We start from the raw sequence: 2,931 nt of genomic DNA, 5'->3' as shown, positions 1-2,931 counted from the left end.
AATACTTTCCAACACCAAAAATTCTAGACCCTGTCGGAGTCTAAAACATGATAAGATTTAGTCAATTAGGAGAATAAAAATCGTGAAAATCAAATTTCTTACTAAAAAATTTTTTAGAGCGAGACTATCTGAATTTATCTCTGTTCAAACTGATAACTTTTTGAGAAAATTAAAGCCGAGACCGTTTTTTACAGAATATATCGAGCAAGTTTTCAGAAAGAACGTTGAACCTAACGTTAGCCAAAATTGCTTGACTTTATCGGTTTTAACGGACACTCATGAAAAAGCTGTTGCCAGTTCATCGTACTATGGTCTCAACGGTGTAAGGCATATTATTGAAGCCAATAAGGCTTGCGATTCATTGCCAGTGGATTACAATATTCATTTAGGCGATTTGATCGATGGTAGTGATAAGCCAGAGATCAGTCGAGGATTGTTACAATTCACGATGGAAAATTACCAAAATAGCCAGCGTCCTTTTTATGTGCTGGAAGGTAATCACGATGAAAATGATAAGTATGATGAACACAAATTTATTACTTCAGCCTCATTTAGACGTGACGACTACTATAATTTGGTAACGAAACATGATTTCGAACAACCTGAGATCAAACGCTTGAGTCTTGGTTCCAAAGTTGCTTGGATCGATAAAGGGGATATTCGAGTAATTTTCTTGAATACGAGCGATATTCCCTATATCCTAAATGGCGGGGCCAAGAAGTACGACTTCAAAAAAGTCCGTGGTATCCGCGAGCAACAGATCGAAGATTTAATATCTATTTTAGAAAAGACAATTGATAAGCATGTCGTAGTTTTTGGTCATGCTAATTTGATCAGTCAAAGTGGTCGTTCAGCTTTGGACTTCAACGGTGACTTAGTTCAGAAGATTTTTACTAGCTTTAATAATAAGGATTCTGGACAACTTAAAAATGAATTATCCGGTGATTTTGGAGTTAATGTTCGCTATAACTTTACTGATACCGGTATTTCGACCATATCGAATTATATTTGTGGACACATGCATTATGAAAAGTGCTACAAAGTTAATGGGATTAATCATATAATATTAAATTGTTCGGCCTTAATGGGTAAAAAACATGGCCTAACGACTGATTATAATAAAAAATGGGATCGCCGATATAATGAGATTTCCGAATTAGCTGGATATTTCATTAATATCAATCCCGACAAAATGTTGCTCCAAATATTTGGATATGGTGCAGCAACCAGATTCGTAAGTTTTGAAATTTAAGGAGAATTAATATGTGCGGTATCGTCGGTTTCGTAGACAAGAAGATTGCTGACAAAAAGCCAATTATAGAAGCTATGATGGATACGATCAAACATCGTGGTCCAAATAGTTCGGGGGAATTAGTTAATGAGGATACGGCGCTAGGATTTCGTCGATTGAGTATCATTGATATCAACAGTGGTATGCAACCTATTTACAATGAAGATAAATCAAAAGCAGTAATTTTTAACGGAGAAATTTATAACTACCAAGGTATTAGAGAAGAATTGGTCAACAAGGGTCATACTTTTACTACCGAAACAGATACAGAAGTATTGTTACATGGTTTTGAAGAGTGGGGAATGGAAGAATTACTTAAGAAAATTCGGAAGTTTGTCAAATGGTGTTGAAGGATAGTTTCTATCCTTTGGAGATCTCCTCGTGTGGGAGATCTTTTTTGTTGTTTTATTAGTTGCGGCGTTTAATCTGGTGTGTTGTCTGAATATCGTACTTGAAGGCATAACAAATAAGCCTACCATCGTGACGTTATTGTGGTAGATAATCTAGGCAATCAGCTGGTAGACGCGTGTGAACATATTGGCCTGATTGGAGAAGCCATAACAAGCACGTTTGAGCTCCTTGATCTTACGGTTGATGCCCTCTATCGGTCCGTTAGAGTAGGACGATTTGGCGGCGTTAATTACTCCATTAAGATTCTTTCGTAGGGTATGCATGGCCGTATCTAGGGGCGTGCCGTTAGGCTGATAGTTAGTGATGATATTCTTGAGTTCATCAGCGTGACGCCCCATCAAAGCATCGTGGAGATCGATGTAGGTTTCATAAGCTGTTTTGAAGGCCGGAAACGTATCGGTTCCAATATCAATAGTGTTCTGTTCGGTCGAGTACTCATTCAGGCCGAAGAGGTAGCGGCTCTTTTGTGCGTCAGGGTTGGCCTTGTGGAATAGGCGCCATAGTGATTTCAGTACTTTATATTCCCGCGAATGCTTGTCGAGTTGCTTTAAACATTGAGTGCGAATGGTATCCATCGTCCGGCCCATTAATTGAATAATGTGGAACCGATTAATAATGAGTTCGGCGTTAGGGAATAGTTCGTGCACGAATGCCTAATAGGAGGCGTTTATGTCCATGATGACGCGTTGAACCGCGGCCCGTTCTGCGGTGCTGTACTGACTAAGAAAGAACTGTTTGATGGTTCTATTAAGGCGGTCGCTAAGTACTTTAACTGATTTGTGAGTGTCGGCGTCAATGCAAATAAACGACATGGAGCCGTGTGTGGAACGGAATTCATCAAAGCATAGATTAATCGGTAACCGGCGGCTCGCGTGTGGATGAATATTAGCCGTCAAAATACGCTGAACTGAGTTTGTCGAAATACCGGTGAGACTGGCGATAGTCTTAGCCGGGAGTGATTTACTGGCTAGCTTCAGCACATGAGTCGCTAGTCCGTGACCGATGGCGTGGTTAGTTGATACCACTGGAGTGGTGGCCGTACAAGTGCTATGGCAGTTACTATGACGCCAGCGTTGCTTGTTTAGCTCTAGAATTACGAGCCGGTCCATGGGTCCTGCAATGTGGACATGAGTGAGCTTGTGTCCGTTAGGGTGCAACGTATTGTATCCACAGCTGGGACAGCGCCTGAGTGTGTAGGTAAGCTCTGCCTGGATGACCAAATACTTTTT

At 40.5% G+C, this 2,931-nt stretch carries 1 protein-coding gene and 2 pseudogenes; 2 read left to right on the top strand and 1 reads right to left on the bottom strand.

Translation table 11 applies throughout. The features are described 5' to 3' along the window. Nucleotides 1–82 precede the first annotated feature (82 nt). Complete coding sequence (locus IV86_RS08505; protein WP_056979576.1) at nucleotides 83–1,252, top strand: metallophosphoesterase family protein; 1,170 nt, start codon at nucleotides 83–85, stop codon at nucleotides 1,250–1,252. Between the two features lie 11 nt (nucleotides 1,253–1,263). Further along, nucleotides 1,264–1,620: pseudogene (locus tag IV86_RS08500) on the top strand (asparagine synthase (glutamine-hydrolyzing)); the annotation flags it as partial. Nucleotides 1,621–1,794: 174 nt separating this feature from the next. On the opposite strand, the pseudogene IV86_RS08745 reads toward IV86_RS08500, so the two are convergent. Further along, nucleotides 1,795–2,931, bottom strand: a pseudogene (locus IV86_RS08745) (ISL3 family transposase); the annotation flags it as partial.

Source organism: Pediococcus pentosaceus (assembly GCF_001437285.1).
Lineage (GTDB): Bacteria > Bacillota > Bacilli > Lactobacillales > Lactobacillaceae > Pediococcus > Pediococcus pentosaceus.
Note: the sequence above shows the minus strand (reverse complement) of the source record. Positions and strands in the feature narration are given on the sequence as shown.